The sequence below is a fragment of the Saprospiraceae bacterium genome, assembly GCA_016716185.1.
In the GTDB taxonomy this organism is placed as follows: Bacteria; Bacteroidota; Bacteroidia; order Chitinophagales; family Saprospiraceae; genus Vicinibacter.
This window is the reverse complement of the sequence record JADJWV010000002.1, coordinates 2,235,030-2,259,532: the sequence shown is the minus strand read 5'-3', so window position 1 is coordinate 2,259,532 and position 24,503 is coordinate 2,235,030. Positions and strand designations below refer to the sequence as shown.

Genomic DNA, 24,503 nt, shown 5'->3' with positions numbered 1-24,503 from the left:
TTACGGATTTATTAATTTATTGGGTTAATATTATTGTGATTCGAATTCCATGAATACTCGTCGCATCTTGTCTACAAATTGTTGGAGTTGGTATTTGGGCCTGCATGTCTTTGTCTTCAGTCAATGCACAGACCCCAATTTTAATTATAAAGAGATCTCAGATGATTCGTGTCAAAAAAAATTAAAAGAGTATAACTTAAAACTGAATGAAATTTCAGATACTGTTTTAGTGACCATTTTGGATACCATTTCTTCGATGGATTGTATTGAAACCTTAGATTCAGTATATTTAATGCTTGCCAACAGATTTCATTCAAAAGGCAATAACTATCTCTCAGGTAATTTGACTTGGGCTTTAAAATTTCATCGGGTTTCGCTTAAACTCCGGAAATTGTATTATGGAGACACTCTTCATGTTGATGTATTAAGATCGTGGAGCAATATGGGTACAGCCTATATGTATGACGGGAATTATTACCAAGCCCTGAAGTATTTTGATTCAGTTAATATTAATGATAATCGATTTGAGGTGTTTCCACAAATATACAATCGATCCAAAGCGAGCGAGTGTTTTAGAATTATTGGTGACTATCGACAATCTATTTTTCAGTTTGAAAAAGCTTTGAATACAGTATTCAATTGTATTCGCAGTCACGATTGTTTATCGAGTGAAAATTGGAAAAAAACAAGTTGGGTGGTACAAGATTTAATTGCAAATGGTTGTTTGACTTATCAGGCGAGCCGGGAGTACCATAAAGGACTTGAAATAGGCTCGCTGGGATTGGACATCACAAAAAGCCACAATTCCGGAGTGGATTCGATAAAAAGTTTAGCAAGAATAAAGATGATCATGGGCAACCTCTGGTTGGATTCAGCGAATTGCGTTTCTTCGAAAAACAGTTCATTGCAGGCGTATAGAAATTCACTCGACTTTTATGATTTGGCTTGGAGAGATTTTAATAAGATTCAGGATACGGCATCCATGATTACTGCCGTCAGAAATAAGGGTGCAACACTTTTTTATTTGCGTCAATACGATAAGGCTATTACTACATTAAAACAAGGAATATATCTAAACCAAATTTTTCGAAAAAATAAAAAGAATGAAGATGCTATAGCACTATATATCAATCTTGGATCTAATTTAATTCAAGCGGGTGCCAAGTCAGAAGGATTGGAAAATTACAAATATGCTGCGTCACTGGTTACAGGGCAGAATTTGGAAATAGGCCAAATACCTAATTTGGAATCATTTGGAGATTCATACGATTTAGGATTGTATCTCTTGGGTAGTTTAGGGAGAGCACATTTATTATTGGCAGATTCTAGCAGGAGTCATGGCCATTATTCTCAAATGGCTTACGACAGCTTGGCTCGATTAATGAATTTAATAAGAGCAGGATACATAAGTGATCAAGCTAAACTGGCTTTGGCCGCTAAATCCAGAATTTGGATACCAGATGCCGTATGGGATATGACCAAATTGTTTTTCAAAACCGGGAATGAATTTTTCAAAAAACAGGCGTTTCATTTTGCCGAACATGCGAAAGCCTTTTTACTCCTGGAGGCAGCTAGATTGCAAAATTCAAAGCAATTATTGCCAGACGATTTATACCGACTGGAGTTGGAATTGAATCAAATACAATTGGAAGACAACGAAAATATCCTAAAGGGGGAAATTATACAGGGTAAGCAACGAAGATTTATTGAAAGATTAAAGAGCGAAGCTCATGCATATTATGCTTTAAAATATCAAGGCGTTACTGAAGATCCGGCACGCGATATGATCAAACTTTTGGATTCAGACCAATCCATGATTAAATATTTTATTCATGATTCAGCATTAATCATATTTGCCATTCAGAAGGATGCATTTTTTCTTGATACCGTGCAGATTTTAAAAAGTCATCTGTACTCAAAAGTATCAGGCTTCAGAAAAAATATAAATCCTGTCAATGAATTGGGTTTGATCTCAGAAGAATATGAAAAAGAATTTTGTTCTGAATCAAAAGAACTATATTCTTTATTGATTGGGAAGATAAGAAATAAAATTCAACTAAATAAGCGATTGGTAATTATTCCGGATGGAGTATTAAGTAATTTATCATTTGACGCATTAATAATTACCCGTGACTCAGTTAGCGAAAAAGTTATTGATCACGTAAAAGCTCAAAATTTTCTGATCCAACACTTTGATATCAGTTATTCTTTTTCTGCAAGCATGTTGGAATTGATGAATGCGCCTACTAATTTAAATAGATTTTCTAAAAGCTTTGCGTTGATAGCACCCGAATTCCAAAAGACATCGGAATATTTGTCTCACATGAAATATCAAAAGGAGGAAATCAATGAAATATACCGCGCCGTTCCCGCTTCCACTATGTTAAAATCCTCGACAAAGCAGGATTTTCTAAATGCAAAGGAGCAATTTCGTTTTCTTCATATTTCTGCTCATGGATTTGAGGCCTCAGATCCTAATGAAAGCTTTATTTCATTTGATCAAAAATCTGACACACCAGATTCTAATCAGTTTCTGTTTTTGAAAGAACTTTATCATATTCCGATGCATCAGGAATTGATTTCATTAACAGCTTGTGAAACAGCCCTTGGTACATTGCATGAAGGTGAAGGTAATTTATCTCTTGCCCGCGGTTTCACTTACGCCGGCGTAAAGGCACTGATTACAACACTTTGGAAAATCCAAACGCAAGGGGCTTCTAAGATCATTCCCGGATTTTACAAGAAATTTTTTAATGAAGGCAAACCCAAAGATGTCGCATTGGCAGAAAGTAAAAGGGAATATTTAAATGCCGGAAAAGCCGTTTATCCGGATGAATGGGCTGGCCTCATTCTGATTGGAAATACCCAAGCGTACTCTCCGGCGAACGACGGACCCAACTATCTCCTGATGGTGCTGGTATCGATTCTAATATTGATGCTGGGTATCTGGATTTCTAAATACAAATTCCAGAACCGGAAACTTTAAGGTATATCTGAGGTCGAAATCCCGATAAAATAGAATAACATTTTAGAAAAGAAATAGGTAGCTTTATTTTATCGGGACGAAAAACCTCTTCCATTTATTTCCCGCTAATTACGCAGATTTACGCAGATCTTTCATTTAGGTTTTTATCAAAAAGACAAAAAGTCAAAAAGACAAAAAGTCAAAATGTCGAAACGTCCAAGCTTCGAAAAATCTCTTCCATTTTTCCCGCAGATTTACGCAGATCTTTATATTTAATTTATCATTAAAAAGTCAAAAAGTCAAAATCCCGAAGTGTCGAAACTTCGAAACTTCGAAACTTCGAAACGTCAAAATCCCGATAAAATGGCATGATTTATAGGAAATGAAATAATTAGCTTTATTTTATCGGGACAAAAAGTCAAAAAGTCAAAATCCCGAAGTGTCGAAATATCGAAATGTCGAAATGTCGAAAAGTCGAAAAACCTCTTCCATTTATTTCCCGCTAATTACGCAGATTTACGCAGATCTTTTATTTAGGTTTTTATCAAAAAGTCAAAATCCCGAAGTGTCGAAACTTCGAAAGTTCGAAACTTCGAAACGTCAAAAAGACAAAAAGTCAAAAAGTCAAAAAGTCGAAATCCCGATAAAATGACATAATATTTTAGTAAAGAAATAATTCCCAATATTTTATCGGGACAAATCTTCAAAATGTAGAAAGCTCAATTTTATCTTCAACTTTAGCTTGGTCTCACTTCAATTTTTTCCTTAATGCATTCAATTTTTCCATCAAAGGATGCGTGGGTTCAATTGATTTTTCGATGGCATCGAGTTCTTTCAGGAGTTCAGTTTTATCTTTATTCAGAGCGGCTTTTGCCAGCACCGTGTTGAATCGCAAATCTGCGTCGGAGCCTTGTAACTGAGGAACCTGATTGATGTAATCCAGATTGCCAAGACAGCTTACAAACAGTTCCAGCGCTTTTTTGTACTCCTTGTTTTTGAAATAAGCATGCGCTAAGTAATATTTTGGGATGCTGAATCCGGTGCTTTTTGCAGCATGTGCCTCCAGACTGTCTATGAGAGGTTTATCCTGATAATAAAAGTAAGAGGCTTTTTCGAAAAACTTTTTTTCTACAGCACTTGCCCGCTCCATACTGACCGGCTCTATAAAGAGCTGCGCTAAAATTTGCTCAGACGATGTTGAAGAATCCTGGTACAGCAGGATAGTTACTGAAACCAATAAAAGAAGGCTGGCAGCAACTGATATTGTTTTCAGATGATCCGAAACAAATCTTTTAAAAAGATAAACCTGATCCGGTTTCTGATAAGGTTTCGGTTGAAGTTCGGCATATACCTGCTTCATCATTTCCCGGTCAACATCGAGTTTAGAATTCGACCAGCTGGCAAGACTCAACAAATACTGCAAGAATTCTTTTTTGAATAAAGGATCTGTTTTTAATTGCTCTTTAAATGCCAGATGCTCCTGTTCATCAAGTTTCTTGTTGAGATAAGCTTCAAATTGTTTTATGTGGGTACTTTGTTTCATGATTCAAAAATCTTATCGGGGTCGTTGGAAATCAATTGGTGTAATTTGTCCAGGCATCCGGAAAGATGAACCGGTATCGAACCGGTAGTATATGGCTTTCCGCACTTTTCCAGCAAGAGCGCTACGAGCGCTTGTTTTTCTCTGACCAGGTTCTCTTCAATATGATAGTGATACAATAAAGTACTGCATTTGCATTCGAGTTTGAAAATGTACTTTTTCACTTTCTCGATGATCAATGGATCTCCGGTAAGTTCATCGAGGTTGGCCAGATGCTTTTGTACTTCTTTTGATTTTGTAGCTGCACGTACCATTTCTTCACAAATATTCCGGGTGAGCTTGTAATAATATCCTTCGCAATTTTCCCTGGGACCTCTCCCGGATTCCTTCTCATGGAAAATTCTCAGTACGATCTCGACGTAGAAGTCTTCCCAGTTTTCAAAGTTCAGAGAAACAAAGCGTTGATATTTCCAGTAAAAATATTTCGCGTGTTTTTGGATAATTTCCTCTTCAAAAAGGAGACGGGCAGCCGTCTTTCGGCCTGCGTCCCCCTGTTGGATGTTACTTTGAAATGACTCACAAGACTTGCACATGGGATCAAACATATTGTTTGTGTAAAAATAAGCCAATTATTAAGGCCAGTTCCTGATTTTTTTTATTTAAAACAAGACTTTTATGCATTAGTATTATTGTTAATATAATGGATCATTCCAGGTTCGTACGGATATTTTATGTATAGGAGCTTGTTTCTGGCTAGAATAGTTTTAATATTCCTTGCGAACCGGTTTGCGAACCGATTAAATTTGATCATATTAAAATATTTTTTTGATGAGCCTTAATTTTTTAAAAGTTTTCACACCATTCAATTGTATTTGATCTTGAAAATATATAAAGAGCAGGTACCAGAAAATTATTTTTTTAACTTTTAAAATTATTAGCCATGAAAACTTCCATGTTTCTTTCTCTTCCACTGTTAATGTGGTTATCTATTCCGGTTCTCGAAACCCAAGAAGAAAATCGTAAAGCCTACCCTGTGGCCAGTCCATCTTATCATGCTGATTATGCAGATGCAAATGTATCAGATGTGAGCGCCACAGCGGCGACAAGCCTGAAGGTCGTTTCGCCAGGGAAAGCATCTGTTTCCAAAAATGATCCGATTACCAATGCCATCATTTTTGAATACTGTTACAAACAGTGTGGCGATCCCCGCGATGTGGTGAATGGACCTTGTTGGTTTCACTGTCGCTACAGGTTCTTCCTTCTGGGAAAAAGGCCTGGAAAATAAGACGAAACTTGCATACAGCTTTTCTCAAAGCAAAGATCTTGAACGCAGGGTCTTTGCTTTTTTATTTCATATAAGTCCTTCCGAATCATGAGAACACCTAAAGAATGCATATCAATAGTCAAAACGCCCTGTATATCATTCTGTGTGTTTAATTATATTCAGGGCACTTCTAAAAATCCGCGATACTTCGTTGTTCAAATTTTTTAAACTCCTCTCCCGCTGAGCGGGATACAACAGTAAACTCTGAGTTAAAAAAATTCACACGCTTCGTCTGAGAGATTTTTTAGAAGTCCCCTTCATTGAAATCAATTTTTTGGAGATTGAATGGAATGAAATAAACTCGGCATACTCTAATTAAAAATCCGAAAAAATATTTTTTCTCTGCCTTAATTTTTTAGACCCATTTACACCATATGTATGATAGCGATTGATTAAAAATTGTAATAACAATTTAAAGTCAAAGCAAATTAAAAAATTTTAAATTTTACGATTATGAAAAATTATGCTCTTTTTGTTTCTCTTTTCATCTCAATTTTGCTTACAGGTAGTGAAAGCCTCGCGCAGGCACCGGCAGTTCGCACTGATTTCATTAAATGTAACCTCATCGACCAAAACATAAACAGGAATTTTCTGAACGATAAGCTCTTGTTAAATTTTTTACAGACTCGTTTTGACCACCTTTCTGATTACCGCGGCGGGTGTATTGTGGATGAGCCATCACAGCGCAGAGGAATCAGTGCCGATGGGGAGCCATTAGCGTCCGCTGCCAACGATGGAAATGTCATAGAATCTACGAATGAGTTTAAACTTTGGACATCTGCAGTTGAACATTTTGAAAATTACAATTTCAAAGAAGCATCTAAGTTATTTTACCAGATAACAGAATTGCAGCCTGAAAACGAACGTGCAAAATTTTACCATGCGATGTCTCAGCTTTACATGGGTCAATATGGACCGGCTGCTCATAAATTAAGCAAGTTGAATAAGCTTGTTTCCTTAAAGAATGCGGCTTCGGACGTAGAATTCAGAGACGATATCAAATTTTATTTTGCCTGGTCTGCGCTTAAGGTATGCGACGAACCCAGAATGGCTTTGATCTTGTTCAATCAGTTGAATTATGAAGGGGGTAAATACCAGTACGTTGCAAAAGAAATGATAAACCTGCTTCGTCAATAAAATCGCCAGATTCTTTTTTGAGCCCGCCTTGAGCGGGCTTTTTTGTTTTAATCAGGGAGTTCGACCTGGTGATCAATTTTTAAATGCAATTTTTTTTTGGGACAATATTCCTTATTAAATTTTAGGTATTGGCGAGCCATGTGGATCTGTCTCCGGGTATCCCAATTCTTCATCCAATTTAATGAGGTCGTCCTGGCTAAGGTAATGTTCTATATGTTCTGCATCTTCATGGATTTGGTCAGTCTCGAGTCCCAGTTCCTCAACGAGAAAAGTTTCCCATAACCGGTGCGCACGGACCAATTGAATTGCTCTGGTTTTGCCTAATTCAGTCAGTGTGAATTTATTTTGGGTTTCGCGATACAATCCGAGATGAACTAATTTTCTAAACCAGGTCTTGAGCTGGTTTTCAGAATGACCGGTAATTTTTGCAAGTGCTTCTGGAGTGATTTCCACATTTCCGGATTGTAAAGTTCTTTTGAGAATATCTTCTATAAGTATTCGGGTTTGTAGATTTCTCCTTGCCCGGTATTTGGGCAGGAACCCTTTCCGGGGTGCAAACACTGCGATCAATGCATAAATTAATGTTGTCATGACAGCCATCGAAGGGCCCACCGGAAAATCACATGCTATAGAAAGAATCAGTCCACAAATAGCCGAAAATGATCCCAATAAAGATGCACAGATTAAAACCTGATGCAACCGGTTTGCCAACATCAATGCTGCCGATGCCGGAGTAATCAGCATCGAAACCACCAGAATGACTCCTACACTTCTGAGCGATGCCACAACGACAAGACTCAGAAGTAACATCAGTAAATAATGAATATGACTGGCACGAATGCCTAGTGTGCCTGCTAATACAGGCTGAAAAGTGGTCACAAATAATTGTCGGTAGTACAATAGAATTACCCCGGCCACGACCACAAACAATACAACCGTAAGAATCAGATCATCGAGCGAAACAGATAATAAGTTTCCAAACAGAAAATCCTTGAGATCCAAATGAACACCTTCTTTTCCGCTCAGCCAGGAAATTCCAATGACTCCAAGACTGAACATAAATGTGAAAATAATCCCTATCGCGGCATCATTTTTTACCCGTAGTTTTTGTTGTAACCAGGTGATTAAAAAAGCGGCTATGAGTCCGGCTATAACCGACCCTACAAAAAATCCGAGATTAGAATAACCCAAAACAATAAATGCCACTACAATTCCGGGCAGGATGGCATGGGAGAGAGCATCTCCGATCATGGCCATGTTTCGAAGGACAATAAAACATCCGAGCATACCACACATAGCTCCAACTAAAACAGCGATGGCCAGGGTCCGAAGTCCTAAATCAGATTGGAAGAAGTAGCTGAGTTGACCTAAAATCTCTTCCATAAGAATTGTTTATGACAAGATTGCTTGTAATTCCATGTTTCACTGTGGTCACTCTAAATTCTGACAACAGCTATTGGATTATACCCTTTTTATCAGGGTCAGAAAAAAAATTACCTTCCCAGGCTGTCCTGGGTTGATTTTGATTTAAGGAAGTTGTTGAAGAAATCCATTCCCTCATTGCTGATCTGATTGGCCGCGATCTTTTTTCCCTGAGTATCCATAAAGACCATGGCGTTGCAACCATTTTTATAATAGAGGTCCATTTCCTGAATGATGTCTCCGTTTTTTTGGACCATCAAATGGGCATCTGGTGTACACATATTGGTGAGGATTCCTTTATCTTCAGTAAGAAATGACATGATTATAGAATAGGACTGAGGATTGTCAAAACTCATGGAAATGTTGACATCTTTTTTTAATGAGATCAGATCAATACTTGTTCCTTCTGAGCGGATTTTCGATAACTGATCAGAAGGAAATGCATCCAACTCAATTTTTTTTCCGGATGCTGCCGCACCTGATTTGCCCGAACTACTATCTTGTTTACAGGAACCCAACAAAAATAATAATAAAACACCTACGACGCCTAAGCTCAGCTGCATATCAATTGAATTTAAATTTGAGTCCCAAAGATAAGTAATAACTCGTCATTTGTACCAAGCCACCGTTTTTGCTGTATTCGTACAAGGATGTAAATGACCGGGTGTATTTTGCGCTGCCGCCCCAGTTTTTCGACCAGAAATAAGAAGCGCCTAAAATATAGCTCACATCTGTTTTGTTAAAATCCTCGTCGACTCCACTCAGACTGCTGCTCCCAATGAGTTTTCCAACAGACAATCCGCCAAAGAACTCCATCTGGTAGTATTCTTTACCATCCTTTTCGGTCATCCAATCGCGCAGTACAAATAATACCGGAACATCGATGTAATGAAGAGAAAACGCTACCCGGAGTAAATCGTTTTTGCTGTAATGGCTACCCCTCAGGTTGTATGAAATTCCGGTTTCCAATGCGGTGCTTTTAGAAAGTCCAGCAGCAACATAAACTCCCGCCTCATAACCGGGTTTGTGGAAACCATAAATATCATCACCGTCAATTTGAGAAAGTGTACCAGCTAATTTAAGTCCTCCCTCAAAACGTTGTGAGTGAATTACTTGGGTGAATATGATTCCAAGCAGCAGGGTAGTAATTCCAATTTTCATAACTCAAAGATAGCGGAACATGGAAAACGATTCAATGTCGGACGGTGTTTCGTCCCGATGAAATAAAGGAAATTATTTATTTCTGAAGCACGATGTCATTTTATCGGGATTTCGACATTTCGGCATGGAGGCATTTAGGCGTGGTAAGGTTTTATGCAATCCTTTTTCCCTTTTTCTCTTCTTCCCTTTTTCCCATTTGGAAACCTTTAATCCTTTAAATCTTCTCGCTTCCCGCTTTAAGCTTTTTTCTAATTATGCAATTAAATCAAATATATTAGTCCTGATAAATTAGGAAAAAACACATTAAAAATTTTCTAATTAATCAATTTATTATAGTTTTACGCCATGTAAAAACCGATACATTGCAATGAAAGTAACCAGAGGAAATCTTAAAAAACTGGAAGATCTGTGTAAAGCACTTCAATATACCGTGCGCTATGAGCAAGGACACTTTCAGTCCGGGTATTGCAGGGTAGAATCCAAAAAAGTATTGGTGATCAATAAGTTTTTTGATATCGAGGGTCGTATGAATTGTTTGTTGGATCTGATTCCGGAATTGGAAAGTGACCGCGATTCGCTTTCTGAAGAAGAAAAAAACCTGTACGATAAGGCTGTATCCTTGCGATCTTTGCAAGAAACAGAGGCTTGAGATTAACATTTTTAGGTACCGGGACCTCGCAGGGTATTCCTGTGATAGGATGCACTTGCTCTGTTTGCCGCTCTTCCGATTCAAGGGACCGAAGGCTCCGAACCTCCGCTTTACTGGAATGGCCCGAAATCAACCTGCTCATCGATATAGGACCCGATTTCAGGCAACAGGCCTTGGAAGCAGGAATCAAAAAATTAAATGCAGTTTTGCTTACACACGAACACGCCGACCATACGGCCGGGCTCGATGATATCAGGCCACTTAATTTCCTTGCCGGGAAAATTCCTTTTTATGCTGAAAGTCGGGTCCGCCAGGATTTGATGAAACGATTCCATTACGCATTTGAACCGCATTTATATCCGGGATTGCCGGAAATTCAATTTGTCGATATCCAAGCCGGAAGATCTGTAATGATCCTGGATAAGAAAATTGATGTTTTTCGCATTTGGCATGGAAAACTGGGCATTGTTGGTTTCAAATCAGGTGGACTGGTTTACATCACTGATGCCAGTTTTATTGAAGATGAAGTGCTCGATGAAATCCGAAACTGCAAGGTGCTGGTCCTGAATGCATTGAGGAAACAAATGCATCACAGCCACCTTCATCTGGAAAAAGCACTTGATTATGCCAGTCAAATCCATCCGGAAGTTTGTTTTATTACACACATCAGCCATCAAATGGGTTTGCATGGGGAATTAAGCGCTGAACTTCCCGATCAGGTCAAACTTGCTTTCGATGGTTTGCAAATTGAGGTAGATGGCGAATAATCTAAATCTTTCAACCAGTCCATACCTCCAGCAACATGCCGACAATCCCGTAAACTGGCAGCGCTGGAGCTCCGAAATAATCGATCGGGCAAAAAAAGAACATAAACCCATATTGGTCAGCATTGGTTATTCGACTTGCCACTGGTGCCACGTCATGGCTCATGAATCTTTCGAAAACCATCTCACGGCAGAAATCATGAACGAGCATTTTATCAACGTAAAAATTGACCGGGAAGAAAGACCCGACCTCGATCATTATTTCATGAATGCCGTACAGGCTATGGGAATCTCAGGTGGCTGGCCTCTTCATTGTTTTCTGACTGAAGATGGAAGGCCATTTTATGGGGGAACTTATTTTCCTCCGGAACCTAAATTTGGACGACCCTCCTGGAATCAGACACTGCTTTCTGTTGCCCAGGCTTACCAAGACAAAGCAAAAGAGATTTTCGAACAGGCCCGGGAGCTAAACCAACATTTAGAACAACTGCATGCGTTTAAGGAACTCAAAACAGAAGACTTTGCATTTCCGGATCCGGAGCAGATGTTACAAAACCTCATGCGTTCTGCCGACCGGTTGGAAGGAGGATTTGGATCAGCTCCAAAATTTCCACAGATGCAGCTTATTCAGTTGCTGCTAAGCTTATATTATTATGAGGGGAATGAAGAAGCTGCTCGGCATGCCCTTGTAAGTTTACAAAGTATATGTGCAGGAGGTATTTTCGACCATGTGGCCGGAGGATTTTGCAGGTATTCGGTGGATGGAAACTGGAATGTCCCGCATTTTGAAAAAATGTTGTACGATCATGCACAGATCTGTGAAACGCTGTTCCAGGCTTATAAACTCAGTAAAGAGCCCTATTTAAAAATACAAGCCGAACGATCGTTAGTTTTTTTTGAAACCTGCCTGAAGGACCCATCCGGTTATTTTTATTCGGCAATGGATGCCGATTCGGACGGTGAAGAAGGAAAATTTTATGTTTGGGAAACGGAGGAATTGAAATCTGTCCTCGAATCCGATTTAAATTCTTTTACCGGATTTTATGAGTGGAGTCCTTTGGATCATGTACATCCACATAAGAAAGTAATTCGCCTGAAAAAAGAAGCTTTGGAGACCGACGAAATATTTCGCAAGGATCAGGTTCTTCATGTAATGAGAGAAAAACTCAGACAACACCGCGAACTTCGCAAATCCCCTTCCATCGACCGGAAAGGCATTATTTCATGGAATGCGATGCTCGTTGCTTGTTATGCTGAAGCCTATAAACACACTTTAGATCCGGAATACAAAAGAAAAGCCCTGGATCTGACAAATACGTTGATGCAATTTGGATTTTATCCAAATCGAACGCTGTGCAGATATTTAATGGACAGCAAGCCGGTGGGCTTTGGCTATCTCGAAGATTATGCCTTTTTGTTGAGGGCCTTGTTCGAATCCTATCAGATCAGTTTTGAAATGAAATATCTGGAGGCAGCAGAAGATTTGCTTGTAAAAATTAAAGCATTATTCAAATCAACGAATTCGGTATTATTCAAAATGGCATCCGGGCAAAATTCCGATTTTGGAAAAGAAATGATTGAATGGACGGAATCGACTTATCAAAACCCCAACAGCATAATATGCTCGGTTGCACGTTATCTATATCAAATGACTAATAAACAAATCTACCGGGACCTATATTCAGGAATGCTTGACGCCATGCGTCCATTGGTTATGAAATATCCGCATGCCACAGCGAGTTGGGCCATTGTAATGTTGCAGGAACGGAACGGTGTTGCTCATTTTCATTGTGAAGATCCTGAAATTTTGCTCAAACAACTGAATGCTATGTATCTTCCCGGTATGAGTTTGCAATATAGCAGCGGAACACCGGGGCATTTTGCCCTTTGTGAAGGTCAAGTTTGTTATCCGCCTGTTTCAACGATTGAAGAACTTAAAACGCATTTTGCAAATCGCCACGTGGAATGGAGAAAATGAAATTTTCAGGAAAATGCTTTTGCTGGTTAATCAGTCTCCTCGGTTTGTCTGTTCAAGCTCAGCAAATCTCATTGCAGGGATTCCATTACAAAGACCCTTATAAACTGATCCCTGCATTTGGAGGACTTGAAGGCACTCTCTTTGCATCTGCTACATTCAGAAACCAGTGGCAGGGGATTGCAGGACAACCCCAGACCTTCGACCTGAGAGTTAATCTCCCTTTGTATCTGATCAATTCAGGAGCCGGACTGGCTATTGGGAAAGACGAAACAGGATTGGGGCAAATTCTGTATGTGCAACCCAGTTTTAACCGGGTTTTTCATTTTGATCAATTGCTTTTCAGTGCTGCTGCCCAGTTTCAGTATGCATACCATAATTTTAGCGGACAACTGGCCAGGACACCGGATGGTGATTATACAAACGGACAGATCGATCATAAAGATCCTTTATTGGATACCCGGAGTTCCAATTTTCAGAGATGGGATGCCGGCATTTCTGTGGCTTTCCAGTATGACCTTTACAAATTTGGACTGGCTGTGTCCGGGATTTTCGAAAACGGAAAAGCTTCATTACCGGTTCCATACCGAAATACCAGGCATTATCTTTTGCATGCTTCTTATGAGTGGGCTTGGGGACGATTCAAATTTTTGCCGACTTTTGCCCTGTATTCAGATCTAAAAAGCAGTCAAACAGAAATATTTTTGGGCGGAGAGTATAATGGCAATATTTTTGGAGGGATGCATATAAGGGGTTATGATGATAATTCTATCGAATCACTGGGCATATCCTTCGGATTTGAGTTAAGTTCCAAATGGTCAGTTGGGTATTTGCATGAATTTTATTTGGGAAAAATCACCGGATCTCAGCTCCCAAAGAGCCAGGAATTCGGATTATTTTATCATTTCGGAAAAGCGATCGGGGAAGGGAAGAAACCACCTGTTCTGCGAAGTCCGAGATATTTTGATTGATATTCAAAACAATATATATTAAATTTTGATTAATGTTGTTAAAAAAAGAATTTTTAGTGTACACAATAAACAAAGGTTATATCTTGTTCGAATATTAGTGCGTCAATTATAAAAAAGCCCAAAAAAAATTTTGTTTAAAACTTTTTGGATTGTTTTATATTTGTGCCACTTTTTTTAAAGACAAAGTAGGTAAATTTTCAATGATGATGAGAAATTCAATTTTCTTTCTCTTCGCCTTGCTCGTTATGTTATTGTCCTCGTGTGGCAAAAATCAACAGGACGGGCAGCTTGTAGGCGCTTCTCCAAGACCCAAGTGGGATGGTATTAATCCATATGGCATGGTTTACGTGCCCAGTGGAAGTCTGACCATTGGGCAAAGTGACCAGGATTTCTTCCATAACCTGGTTCAACCGCAGAAATCTATTTCAATTTCAGGGTTTTACATGGACGATACAGAAATTACAAACAACGAGTATCGCCAATTCGTATTTTACGTAAGGGATGAGATGGCTCACAAAGCCCTTGGACACCTTATAGAAAGCGAAGATGGAACAACTGAAGAAGTGGACTGGGAGCAGGAAATTGATTGGGAGGACGAGACTCTTGATGAAATGTATTTTCAGGGAGCTGATGCTTTCAAAGGAGTAAAAGAACTCGATACCCGTAAATTTATTTACGAGTGGGAATGGAAAGATTGGCAGATGGCTGCTCATACGAGAGATATCCGCCGTTCGAATATCATTCACAAGGAAAAGACTAATATTTATCCGGACACCCTTTGCTGGGTAAGGGATTTTGCATATTCCTATAACGAGCCGATGACCCGTAATTATTTCTCTCACCCCGCCTTTGATGACTATCCGGTGGTTGGTGTGAATTGGAAGCAGGCGCGTGCATTTTGTTACTGGAGAACATCGATCTGGAATAAATTCAAAGGAGAGGAAGAGCCCAATACAGAGGAATTCCGTATGCCAACCGAACACGAATGGGAATGGGCCGCGAGAGGAGGACAAGAGCAGGCACCTTATCCATGGGGAGCTTATTATCCAAGAAATGCCAAAGGATGTTTACTTGCCAATTTCAAACCCGGACGTGGAAACTATCCGGAAGACGGGGGGTATTACACCGTTAGGGCTGATGCCTATTTCCCGAATCAATATGGACTCTACAACATGGCTGGAAACGTTTCCGAGTGGACCGAATCTGCCTATTCAGATAATGCTCACGTGATCATTCACGATCAGAATCCCGATGTAAAATACGATGCCAAGGATGAAGATGCAGAAGCATACAAGCGTAAAGTGATTCGCGGAGGTTCCTGGAAGGATGTCGCATATTACTTACATACAAGTACGCGGAACTGGGAGTTTCAGGATACCACGAAGTCTTATATTGGCTTCCGTTGTGTTCTGTCTTTCCTGGGCAGATCTGAAAACGACTTTAGATAGTATCGGATTCAGGAGTATCTTATTAGGGACAGAATTCCTATTTTATTTATTATTACATGCAAACAATTTTCTCTTAACTCATAAAAATTTATAACAATGGCTATTTACAAGCAAAACTGGTTTAAATACGCGAAGAACCTCTTGATTGGAGTTGGAGCCTCAGTCGTAATGCTCGGGGCCCTTTACAAAATCATGTCATGGGAAGGTGGTGATGCAATGATCACTGCCGGTCTGGTAACAGAAGCAATCCTTTTCTTGGTATTGGGCGTGATCCCACCAGATAAGGATTACTATTGGGATAAACTCTATCCGGGATTGGGTGATGCTAATGCAAGAATCAATCCACTGATCGAAGGTCCCGTTAAAGGAGGACGTCCGGCTAATGGCGAAGTGGTAGAAGCACAACTTTCAGGCATGTTGTCTGAGTTGCAGGGGATGTCAAAAAGTTTAGGTTCATTAAAAGCTTTACAGGAAGTTGATTTTAGTAAAACCAGCGACCAAATGAAAGCCATGACCAACTTTTATACCCGTATGACTGAAGCGATGTCTGAATTGAATGCATCTTTGGAAGACACCAAAAATGTTCACAATCAGGTTTCAGCCTTGAACAAGAATTTGACCAATTTGAATTCAGTTTACGGTAATATTTTGTCTGCTTACAAAACTGTGGGCAACTAATTTTTTAATAACCAATAAAAAGACTAAAATATGTCTATACCTAAGCAGCCACGCCAGCTCATGATTAACATCATGTACCTGGTTCTTACAGCGCTTTTGGCTTTGAACGTGTCTGCAGAGATTTTCAATGCTTTCAAACTGGTAAACAGAAGTTTGGAAGAATCAAATACTTCATTGGATCGTGCCAATGAATCTTTGGTTCCTTCCATCAACAAACGCTCAGAAGCAAAACCTGAGTTTGCCCGTTTTAAAGAGCGTGCACCTCTCGCAGTACAATATGGCAAGGAATTCACCGATTATGTGAATACTATTGTAAATGATTTGATCGATAAATCAGGAAACAATAACGGTTCCGTTGATGACTTGGATTACATCGTGGTTGGCGATAAAAAAGATTTGAAAGGAAAGAAAAACAAAGATGTCACCACCCGTGAAATGGTAACCAAGAAAAAGGGATTGGAACTGAAGGAGAAAATTGTCGAATACCGCCAGAAATTTCTTTCTTTGGTTGACGATACACTGAGAGCTTCAATGGAAAATGAAATCGTATTGAATATCGATGATGAAACATGGAAGCATTCGAAGAACAAAAAGAGCTGGGAGGAATTTACTTTTAAGCAAATGCCACTCGGTGCCTGTTTGCCAATTTTTACCAAATTTATCAATGATGCAAAAGCATCTGAAAACGCAATTCTCAATCACTTCAGCAAGAAACTGGGAGGTGAGGATGTGGTCCTCGATAAATTTACGGTAATTTCATCACCAAAGAAAAATTATGTAATCAAGGGAGAGCCTTTTGAAACTTCAATTTCTTTGGCTGCATCGACTTCAAAAGCTACAAATACCAAGGTTTCTCTTTCGGTAAATGGAGCTAGTCTTACCTCCAATGCTGAGGGGGAAGCTATTTGGAAAACGACAGCAAATGATGTAGGTACCAAAAAATATACAGCTATTGCATCGGTAACCAATCCTGTAACTGGTAAAACGGATACCTATCGCAAAGAGTTTGAATTTGAAGTGGGCGAGCGTTCTTGTAACGTTTCTGCGGAGAAAATGAATGTATTTTACATAGGTGTAGATAACCCGGTTGCAATTACTGCAGCGGGAGTTCCTTCTGCTCAGCTGAAAGTTGAAGCGGCAGGTGGAGGAATTAGTTTGGTAAACCAAGGCGGAGCCAAATATATTGCCAATGTTAAAACACCAGGTGAAGCGAACATCACTTTAACCGGTGGTGGACTGCCTCCTACGAACTTCAAATTCCGTGTGAAGAGAATTCCTACTCCTGTTCCTATGCTTTCTGACAAGCGTGGTGGTGGAATGCCTAACGGTGTTTTCAAAGCACAACAAGGAGTAATTCCGGTGTTGGAAGGATTCGAATTCGATGCAAAATGTACCATCCAGGGTTTTAATCTGGTCCGTGTAGCTCCACGTCAGGACGCACAGATCGTTACAAATACCGGTGGTAGATTTTCACCACAGGCTTCAACACTGATAAATCAGGCAAAACCCGGAGATCGTTATCTTTTTGAACAGATTAAAGGAAGATGCCCCGGAGACGTTGCTGCACGTGATCTTGGAGACATGTCATTCCAAATTAAATAAAATTTTAGTTCATGTATAAGTTCAGAATTTCATTTTATCTAACCTTGCTTTTTTGCTGCATCAACAGCATCAGTTTGTTGGCGCAAACGGCTGAAGAAGAAAAAACAGAAGCCAGCGAAGAAGAGGAAGATTCCGGTTATCTCGATGATATCGTTAGCCGAAGCCTCATTAAGGAACAACGCATCCTCGATTATCAACCCATCCGCGAAGCTGATGTGGTTTGGGAAAGAAGGATTTGGCGTGTCCTGGACGTTCGCGAAAAAATGAATTTACCTTTTATCTATCCTGTCAGACCCTTTTTTCAGATTCTGGTGCAAGGTGCTGAGAATGGAGATATTCGTATTTTTAAGGAAGATAACTTCAGAAAATTCGTGACCGGTGAGGAGTTGGATAAATTGTTGCACAGAGTCGATACTGTGGTAGTTACAGATCCTGAAACTTATGCAGAGGAAATCCAGGTTCGTAAATCAGACATCGATTTCAATGATATCAAAACGTATCGCGTTAAAGAGATGTGGTACTTCAATAAGCAGACTTCCAGGTTGGAATGCCGCGTGTTGGGGATTGCTCCAATCAAAGACGAATACGATGATGCAGGCAATCTGAAATACACTTTACCTATGTTTTGGGTGTATTATCCGGAAGCAAGAAAATTGCTGGCAAGGGAAAAGGCATTTAATGATCAGAATGATGCAGCTCCCAATACCTGGGCAGATGTATTTGATTATCGTTTCTTTTCCAGCTTCATTATCAAAGAATCGAATGTTCAGGATAATCGTTTGAGCGATGTATTTAAAGGTGAAAATGACGGCGTAAAACTGTTGTTGGAATCTGAAAAAATTAAAAATGATATACTCAATAAGGAACACGATTTGTGGACGTATTAATTTAATCGAATCGTAAGAATAAAGCCGGTAATGCTGAAAAGTTTACCGGCTTTTTTATTTGGCTTCGATTCTAATTTCGAATTATTTAGGGGTCAGGTAAAATATATGGGGATTAAGTTGAAATGAAGCAATTTTGGTATCTGAAATAAATAAAATCAGTATGTCCAATTGGTAAACAGATCAGAAATTCAGATCGGCCTTTTTCATTTTAGCGTTAAGAAATGAAAACATATATAATAACAGGTCAGCCGCTTCGCGGTTCCTTCACTTCGATGTCCTTTGTGGACATCGATACGCCTTACGGCGTAATCGTTCAGTCATGTATCAAGACAAAAAAGAACAATGAATCTTAGGAATAAGTGAAAGTCAATTGGATAATTTTGGGCTTTTTGAATCCGTGAATTTATTTAAGAATTGGCGTCAAAGCTGATTTCTCCCCATGTTTTTGATTTGATCCTTATTTGGCAGGATTCGATGGTTAAAGATGCGTTGTGATTTCAGGTGTGACCGACACAATCTCCATATAAAATGGATGTGGTTTATGAAAGTAAGTATTTCTATTTTCGAGCTGGCTGGTATTTAAGCCGATATGTTTTCTTCCTGTCCCGAAAATCCATTTAAATAAAGTTTACCCCGGCACTCGAAATAAATCACCAGGAAAGCTATCAAATATGTGGAAATGGTCAGCACCCGACTGCTTTGCTGAAATGCTGGATCGTAATGGCTGTAGCTTAAAAACACCATAAAGGACCAAATCGTCGAACTGATGGGAAGGTAAAATATTCCCAGGAAAACGATAGGACATAGATACCAGGGGTGAACCGTTGAACTCAAACAGAGGTATGCAAACAGAATCCACCAGCTGGTTTGAAAGCGTTTAGATATTTCACCTCCTGATTTATAATGCTTGTACATGATGATCAGCGAAACAAGAATGAAGAGAGCCAATAATCCAAAGCCAAGCTGAGCTTGCAGCTCATACATTTTATTTGCATATAGTAAATCGCGCACAAACGCGTAAATCAGGGAATTAAATTCAAATTCTTTAAAATATAGACTTAAGCTTTCAACAAAACCATCTGCATGGCCTGATATAGGATAGAACAACAGAGCCAGCGATAAAAAAATGACAATAGCTAAAAGACCTGTTGATCTTAAAAAACTTTTTCCGGAACTGAACATGGGAATAAATAAAAGGGCGTTGATTTTGGAAAGGATAGCGAATGAAAGAGTCCAGCTGAAATGTATGTGTGATGACCTTAAGTAAAAATAAATGGCAGCAGCAAGAAATAGGATCATGAATTGTTCAGTATGTAAATTACCTTGCAGTTCTATCATACACAGCGGGTTGCCGAAATACAAGAAAGACCACGATGCAGGTTTCTTGCATATGTGTAAAATCTGCATGCAGAAGTATAAAGTAATCAGGTCTCCTGTAAGGTAAAGAAATTTTAGAATTACACTGAACAGATAAGTGTCACTTCCGGAAAAAAAGGCGCTTAAACTAAAAATTCCCTGCATAAAGACGGGATACACCGTAAAATATTCCGGAGAATTCAATAAGCCTATATTATTGCTTAAATGACCTGTTATGACTGGAGGGTGAACGTTTTGGAGGACATCTTCAGGAGTAAATTGGTACGGATTAATGCCATGTGTCGTGAGATAACCATCCCACCAAAAGCGGTAATAATCGTTTGACAATTCGGGAACAATAAAAATCAAGATGAACTTTAACGAAAGTGGAACGACCCACCACAATGGAAGGGAAAAGTGTTCCTGAATGCGACTTTGCAGGATTATAAAACAAATGCAGGTAATGATCCAGGGAACTATGAGCCCTGTAAAGTTATTTTGTTTTCCTGCGAAGGCCAGCCATAGAAAAGCAATAGCATACGCAACGAAAATCAGGATATACCACACCTTGGATTGAACTGGCATTGGTATATTCAATTAGAAAAATTATTTCAGGCTGAGATGGCGAAGCGAGTAAAAAAAGTTCAATCCGAACCCAATCATCAATAAGAAATGGAAAAGTAAAAATGAATAATATTCAATGTAAAATCCCATTCCGATCGCAAAAGCAAAATAAAGGCAAATAAAAAACTCCATCCAGTTTCTTAACGTGAGCTGCTGGATGAGATATCCATTTCTGAATACGCGATCTTTTAATGAGGTAAGGTTGAACTTTGGAGTTCTGATGAATGCTGATTTTTTACCTGCATATCCTTCTATAACTGCGATGCTGTTGTGCAAACTGAATCCCATCGATAAAGCCATGAAAGATGGAAACAAGAGAAGAAACCTCCCAAATTTGTTTTTAATGTTCTTTTCTTTCCAACACATCATGTTATTGGCTTCGTAGAAAACGGACATTACAGCTAGCGTACCTAAAAGGCAAAATCCAAGAAAGGTGGCTTTTAATCCGAGATCATCCATCGCGAATAAAACCGGAACGCTTAATAATGAGACCCAGAAAATAACCAGAAATATTCCACTGCCCATGAGATGCATAATAGCATGAAATTTAGTCTTCCAGGGAAGATTGGCTTTGAATATGACAGGTAACAACTTTCTGGAGTTTTCTGCTCCACCTTTCATCCACCTGAATTGTTGAGATTTTAAACCATGCATTTCTGCCGGGAGTTCAGCCGGACAAACAATGTCCTCAACGTATTTGATTTTCCAGCCTTTTAGCTGGGCTCTGTAACTTAAATCGAGATCTTCAGTGAGGGTGTCAGATTGCCAGCCACCCGCATCGTCGATGCAGCTTTTACGCCATATGCCGGCAGTGCCGTTGAATTGTAGAAAGTGTCCGGCTGCATGGCGTCCGGCTTGTTCGACCGTAAAATGTACATTCAGCTGGAATGCCTGCAATTTTGTAAGGAAAGAATAATCCTCATTGATGTGTTCCCAACGGGTTTGAACCACCCCGATTTCCGGTTTGTTAAAATAAGGTAGACTGCTTTTTAGAAAATTTACTTCAGGTAAAAAATCTGCATCGAAAATCGCAATAAATTCACCTTTGCAGGTTTTCATGCCTTCTCGTAAAGCACCTGCCTTAAATCCTCTGCGGTCTGTGCGATGGATGTGTTGAATGTCAAATCCAAGACTCTTGTAATACTCCACCTTTTGAGCAGCATGAGATGCAGTTTCGTCGGTCGAGTCGTCCAGTACCTGAATCTCGAGTTTGTCTTTAGGATAATCCATACTGGTGATATTGTCGAGTAAGCGGTCGACTACATACATTTCATTGTATATGGGTAGCTGTATCGTAACCAGCGGAAAGTAGTCACCGTCCTGGAGAGGAGGCAATAACTTTTTAGTTTTTTGATGTTTCCTGTACGCTTTCAACAAACCGAGCTGAAGTAGGGAAAACATAGTAATATACAGAAGACTGCCTGTATATAAAGCAATAAGTAAAAGCTGAATTGTATTCATATCCGGAGGCAAAATTAAGCCGATCAAAACAGCCTTAACGCAAATTGGAAAGTTTTTTTAACACAATTTTAACCTTTAACATATGATTTGAATATTATATAGAGAATTTTTGAACCTGCCCCAAAAATGCCCCGGATTGTGCCTGAAACCTTGGATTTCCCGATCCGTTTTTTATAGTTCACAGGGACTTCTGCTGTCTTTAATTTCTGCAGAGCGGCCTTAACTTGCATCTCGACTGTCCAGCCATAATCCGGATCTTTCATCCCCAATTTTAACAGGGCCTGGTAGCGGATCAGTCTGAATGGCCCCAAATCCGTAAACGAATACGAGAATAGCTTTTTAATTAACCAGGTGGACAGACTGTTCCCAAATCGTTGCACAGTCGTGAGCGACCCTTTTTCTGCATGGCCTAACACACGGGACCCTATAACCAGGTCCAGCTCGTTATCTTTAAGCTTATTGATCATCCGAATCAAATCCTGTGGATCATCAGAAAAATCGGCATCCAGGAAAGCTATAACATCTGGCTTTTGAGATTCTGGTAAATTGGAGATGTATTCCAAAGCTTTTAAACAAGCCGATCCATATCCCCTTCGAGGTTGAACAAGCACTATCGCACCATGTAGTGCAGCAATTTGTCCAGTTCTATCTGTGCTACCATTGTCAACCACATAAATAGTGCGCAATAAATTCCTGGTAAGATGTTGGAGGACCAGTCCAATCGACTTTTCTTCATTGAGGGCCGGAATGATGACATCTATGGTCACCGGGAAGAGATCAGATGATGATTCCGGAAGACTAAAGAGCTTTAAAAGCTTTGGTGAGGTAGGTTAAGGTAAAGGGCAAACCCAACCAGAACCATGCCGGGTAACAACAAAGCAAAAATGTCGTAGCGCCGGCAGAAATAGCAAAATAAAGCCAGTCTTTTTTCGTGGATGAATTTGAATCTGTCATCAATGATTATTTTGTGCAAAAATAGAACTATTTCGAATTTCACCGCATAATGCCCTATGAATAATCTATCTTCTGGCAAAGAGTTATTATGGATTGCCAGCATTTTTTTGGTTTTTGCGATCAATGCCTGTCATCAGGAAGAATTTAGCAACGATCCTGGCTTAATGCTCAAACCTGAGCTCGATACCTTGACTTTCGATACGGTCTTTACAAGTATTGGTAGCGCTACGCGTTATTTTAAACTCTACAACCCCAACGATGAATTTGTCCGAATCCAATCTATATATATTCCTTCACTTGAAAATTCAGAGTTCAGATTGAATGTGGATGGGATTTCCAGCCAGAAACACGAGTTTATCGATATCGCTCCACACGACAGCATTTACATATTTTGCGATGTTAAGGTCAATCCCGATGATCCTGTAACGATCAGCCCGTTTATCAAACAGGATTCTATTCGCATTGAATACAACGGGAATGTAAAAATCATACAACTTATTGCCTGGGGCCAGAATGCCAATTACGTGCCACAAAAAAGCAATAAAGGCCAGGTTTCAGTAATTGATTTACAGGGAAACACACTGGTTTGGAACGACCCCAAACCTTATGTGGTCTATGGTATCGTGGTTTTTGAAAATGGTGTATTGCAGATAAATGCGGGGACCAAAATTCACGTTTGGGGTGGATTGGCCAAAGCAAAAGATGCAGATGGCAATGTATTTTTCTACAACGACGGCAGGATCATAATCGGACCTACAGCCAGGATAGAAGTCAGGGGAACCAAAGAGCAGCCTGTGCAATTTCAGGGGGTTCGGCTGGAGTCCTGGTTCAAGGATACTCCCGGACAATGGGGAGGCATTTTTATAAACCCCGGTAGTACAGATAACAGTTTCGATTTTGCAGAAATAAAGAACAATCTTATTGGGATCTACCTCGATTCACTGGCCTCGTTAAAAATTACAAATTCCCGGATTTTCAATAACAGTCAATACGGAATCCTGAGCAGCACCGGAATACTGGACATCCAGAATTGTCTTTTCTACAATCAGGGGCAGTCTGGTCTCTTTGCCACCATTGGCGGAGTTATCAATTGTGCCTATACGACTTTCGCAAATTTGGGGAATTCTGAACCTGCCCTTTACCTCAGCAATGAGCAATGCATCGATTTTCCATTTTGCCAGGTGGTGTACAAACATCCGTTAGTCGCTAATTTTACAAACTGCATCATCACCGGATCGGATCAGGATGAACTCTGGTTGGTAGATAATGGTCAAATATCATTTCAAGCTTTTTTTAAGAATTGCCTTTATCGGATCAAAGAATTGCTCGTACCGTTTCCGGATTTTGAAAATAAATTCACGCAAAATTGTATTCTCCACAACAGCCTTCAAAAGCTTTTTGCCGATCCGGCCATGGATGATTTTCATTTGGATACCTTATCAGTAGCCGAACAGAAGGCAGTTCCTTTGCCAAACTTGCTACTGGATCTGGATTGTAAAATTCGCGATGCTCAATTGCCGGATTTAGGTTGTTTTGAATACCAATATTGACGTTTTGCGCTTAGAATTTTTTAGAGATCTAAGCG

General features: G+C 39.6%; 21 protein-coding genes. 12 read left to right on the top strand and 9 right to left on the bottom strand.

Annotated features, from left to right (window positions below):
• Positions 1-49 precede the first annotated feature (49 nt).
• Positions 50-2,986: a CHAT domain-containing protein gene (locus IPM34_10640; protein MBK8955999.1), complete on the top strand. Its 2,937-nt coding sequence runs from the start codon at positions 50-52 to the stop codon at positions 2,984-2,986.
• Positions 2,987-3,713: 727 nt separating this feature from the next.
• Here the strand turns inward: IPM34_10640 and IPM34_10635 are convergent.
• Positions 3,714-4,508, bottom strand: a complete 795-nt coding sequence (locus tag IPM34_10635) for a hypothetical protein (protein MBK8955998.1) — start codon at positions 4,506-4,508, stop codon at positions 3,714-3,716.
• A complete protein-coding gene (locus tag IPM34_10630) occupies positions 4,505-5,110 on the bottom strand; it encodes a hypothetical protein (protein MBK8955997.1) in 606 nt (201 codons plus the stop codon). The genes IPM34_10635 and IPM34_10630 overlap by 4 nt, the downstream gene beginning before the upstream one ends.
• 335 nt (positions 5,111-5,445) lie before the next feature.
• Here IPM34_10630 and IPM34_10625 point away from each other — a divergent pair, with 335 nt between their 5' ends.
• Positions 5,446-5,790 (top strand): hypothetical protein, encoded by a 345-nt coding sequence (locus IPM34_10625; GenBank protein MBK8955996.1) that lies wholly within the window; start codon positions 5,446-5,448, stop codon positions 5,788-5,790.
• A gap of 492 nt (positions 5,791-6,282) precedes the next feature.
• A complete protein-coding gene (locus IPM34_10620; protein MBK8955995.1) occupies positions 6,283-6,966 on the top strand; it encodes a hypothetical protein in 684 nt (227 codons plus the stop codon).
• Between the two features lie 114 nt (positions 6,967-7,080).
• Here IPM34_10620 and IPM34_10615 read toward each other — a convergent pair whose 3' ends face one another.
• The 3 genes from IPM34_10615 to IPM34_10605 form a co-directional block, all read right to left on the bottom strand.
• Positions 7,081-8,349 carry a metal ABC transporter permease gene (locus tag IPM34_10615; protein MBK8955994.1) on the bottom strand — a complete coding sequence of 423 codons (1,269 nt, stop codon included), beginning with the start codon at positions 8,347-8,349 and terminating at the stop codon, positions 7,081-7,083.
• 110 nt (positions 8,350-8,459) lie between these two features.
• Positions 8,460-8,951, bottom strand: a complete 492-nt coding sequence (locus IPM34_10610) for a hypothetical protein (protein ID MBK8955993.1) — start codon at positions 8,949-8,951, stop codon at positions 8,460-8,462.
• 1 nt (position 8,952) lies between these two features.
• On the bottom strand, positions 8,953-9,549 hold the full coding sequence (locus tag IPM34_10605) for a PorT family protein (protein ID MBK8955992.1): 597 nt from the start codon (positions 9,547-9,549) through the stop codon (positions 8,953-8,955).
• A 367-nt stretch (positions 9,550-9,916) separates the two neighbouring features.
• Here IPM34_10605 and IPM34_10600 point away from each other — a divergent pair, with 367 nt between their 5' ends.
• From IPM34_10600 to gldN, 8 genes are all read left to right on the top strand, one after another.
• Positions 9,917-10,198, top strand: a complete 282-nt coding sequence (locus tag IPM34_10600) for a hypothetical protein (protein MBK8955991.1) — start codon at positions 9,917-9,919, stop codon at positions 10,196-10,198.
• Positions 10,195-10,965 (top strand): MBL fold metallo-hydrolase, encoded by a 771-nt coding sequence (locus tag IPM34_10595; GenBank protein ID MBK8955990.1) that lies wholly within the window; start codon positions 10,195-10,197, stop codon positions 10,963-10,965. The genes IPM34_10600 and IPM34_10595 overlap by 4 nt, the downstream gene beginning before the upstream one ends.
• The gene (locus tag IPM34_10590) at positions 10,955-12,940 is read left to right on the top strand and encodes a thioredoxin domain-containing protein (protein MBK8955989.1); all 1,986 of its coding nucleotides are present in this window, start codon (positions 10,955-10,957) and stop codon (positions 12,938-12,940) included. The genes IPM34_10595 and IPM34_10590 overlap by 11 nt, the downstream gene beginning before the upstream one ends.
• Complete coding sequence (locus IPM34_10585) at positions 12,928-13,908, top strand: PorP/SprF family type IX secretion system membrane protein (GenBank protein ID MBK8955988.1); 981 nt, start codon at positions 12,928-12,930, stop codon at positions 13,906-13,908. Before IPM34_10590 ends, IPM34_10585 begins: the two co-directional genes overlap by 13 nt.
• Positions 13,909-14,114: 206 nt before the next feature.
• Positions 14,115-15,356, top strand: coding sequence for an SUMF1/EgtB/PvdO family nonheme iron enzyme (locus tag IPM34_10580; GenBank protein ID MBK8955987.1), 1,242 nt, complete (start codon positions 14,115-14,117; stop codon positions 15,354-15,356).
• Positions 15,357-15,452: 96 nt separating this feature from the next.
• Positions 15,453-16,034 carry a gliding motility protein GldL gene (locus IPM34_10575; protein ID MBK8955986.1) on the top strand — a complete coding sequence of 194 codons (582 nt, stop codon included), beginning with the start codon at positions 15,453-15,455 and terminating at the stop codon, positions 16,032-16,034.
• 30 nt (positions 16,035-16,064) lie between these two features.
• A complete protein-coding gene (locus IPM34_10570) occupies positions 16,065-17,636 on the top strand; it encodes a hypothetical protein (GenBank protein ID MBK8955985.1) in 1,572 nt (523 codons plus the stop codon).
• A gap of 11 nt (positions 17,637-17,647) precedes the next feature.
• Entirely contained in the window at positions 17,648-18,523 is an 876-nt protein-coding gene (gene gldN, locus IPM34_10565; GenBank protein MBK8955984.1) for a gliding motility protein GldN, read from the top strand.
• A gap of 579 nt (positions 18,524-19,102) precedes the next feature.
• On the opposite strand, the gene IPM34_10560 is transcribed toward gldN, so the two are convergent.
• From IPM34_10560 to IPM34_10545, 4 genes are all read right to left on the bottom strand, one after another.
• Entirely contained in the window at positions 19,103-20,464 is a 1,362-nt protein-coding gene (locus IPM34_10560; protein MBK8955983.1) for a hypothetical protein, read from the bottom strand.
• 21 nt (positions 20,465-20,485) lie between these two features.
• The gene (locus IPM34_10555) at positions 20,486-21,964 is read right to left on the bottom strand and encodes a glycosyltransferase (GenBank protein MBK8955982.1); all 1,479 of its coding nucleotides are present in this window, start codon (positions 21,962-21,964) and stop codon (positions 20,486-20,488) included.
• Positions 21,965-22,032: 68 nt separating this feature from the next.
• On the bottom strand, positions 22,033-22,731 hold the full coding sequence (locus tag IPM34_10550; GenBank protein MBK8955981.1) for a glycosyltransferase family 2 protein: 699 nt from the start codon (positions 22,729-22,731) through the stop codon (positions 22,033-22,035).
• 31 nt (positions 22,732-22,762) lie between these two features.
• The gene (locus tag IPM34_10545; GenBank protein ID MBK8955980.1) at positions 22,763-22,918 is read right to left on the bottom strand and encodes a hypothetical protein; all 156 of its coding nucleotides are present in this window, start codon (positions 22,916-22,918) and stop codon (positions 22,763-22,765) included.
• A gap of 56 nt (positions 22,919-22,974) precedes the next feature.
• On the opposite strand from IPM34_10545, the gene IPM34_10540 reads away from it, so the two are divergent.
• On the top strand, positions 22,975-24,468 hold the full coding sequence (locus IPM34_10540) for a right-handed parallel beta-helix repeat-containing protein (GenBank protein ID MBK8955979.1): 1,494 nt from the start codon (positions 22,975-22,977) through the stop codon (positions 24,466-24,468).
• Positions 24,469-24,503: the final 35 nt, after the last annotated feature.